The sequence below is a fragment of the Mesorhizobium sp. M7A.F.Ca.CA.004.06.1.1 genome, assembly GCF_003999135.1.
Taxonomy (GTDB): domain Bacteria; phylum Pseudomonadota; class Alphaproteobacteria; order Rhizobiales; family Rhizobiaceae; genus Mesorhizobium.
Window position 1 is genome coordinate 1 of the sequence record NZ_RZPQ01001181.1, and the last position, 1,114, is coordinate 1,114.

Sequence of the window (1,114 nt, forward strand, 5' to 3'; positions counted from 1 at the left end):
ACGCCGCCATGGCCCGGGATGAGCGCACCTGAGTCCTTGCGGCCATGGCGGCGCTGTCGGCGGCGTCGTCGCCGGGCTGGTCCTCGCCGCAGCTGCCGGTGTCGGCAATCTGGCATTGCTCGGCCTGGTCGCGCTCGTGCTGTCGATTGTCTCGCAGGCAGGCGACCTGTTCGAATCCTGGATCAAGCGCCGCCATGGCCGCAAGGACTCAGGTGCGCTCATCCCGGGCCATGGCGGCGTCATGGATCGCGTCGATGGGCTTGTCGCAGCGGCATTCGCCCTATACGTCATCGGCTGGATTTCGGCGAACGCCGATCATCCGGCGCAGGGTCTGTTTCCCGTTTGAGCGATGTCATTTCAGGGTCCTTTGCGCGGTGCGCCTTGGATTCGCCCGGATTGGTGTCACAGTCACGGCGCAGTCTGCGCCGTGGAAGAATTTGAGGGTTTGTCTTGAACGAGATTCTTCACGCGCTTTTCAGCACAGAAGGCTTTGTCCTCGGCACGCTGGTGCCATTCCTCTTCGTGCTGACCGTAGTCGTGTTCGTCCACGAAATGGGCCATTACCTTGTCGGGCGCTGGTGCGGCATCGGCGTCAGGGCCTTCTCGATCGGCTTCGGCCCGGAACTCTTCGGCTTCAACGACAGCCACGGCACGCGCTGGAAACTGTGTGCGATACCGCTTGGCGGCTATGTAAAATTCGTCGGCGACATGAACGCCACATCGAGCCAGCCCACGTCGGAAGAAATTGAAACGCTGACCGAGGACGAGCGCAAGGTCGCTTTTCACACTCAGCCGATCTGGAAGCGCGCGGCAACGGTGGTGGCCGGACCATTGTTCAATTTCCTGCTGACGATCGTCGTCTTTTCCGTGCTGTTCACCGCCTATGGCCGCTATGTCGCCGAGCCCATGGTGGCCGAGGTGACCGCCGACAGCCCGGCGGCGAAGGCCGGCATCCTTCCCGGCGACCGATTCGTCAGTGTCGACGGCAACAAGGTCGAAACCTTTGGCGACGTCCAGCGCCTGGTCTCGGGCCGTGCCGACGACGCAATCACCTTCGTCATGTTGCGCGACGGCCAGGAGGTCACTGTGACCGCGGCGCCGCGGCTGATGGAAC

Annotated in this window: 1 protein-coding gene and 1 pseudogene; both read left to right on the plus strand. The window is 63.1% G+C overall.

The genetic code is table 11. The features are described 5' to 3' along the window. Positions 1-46: 46 nt before the first annotated feature. A pseudogene (locus EN906_RS34950) lies at positions 47-346 on the plus strand (phosphatidate cytidylyltransferase); the annotation flags it as partial. Between the two features lie 104 nt (positions 347-450). After that, the coding region (locus EN906_RS34955; RefSeq protein ID WP_164777647.1) for an RIP metalloprotease at positions 451-1,114 on the plus strand (664 nt) is incomplete at its 3' end.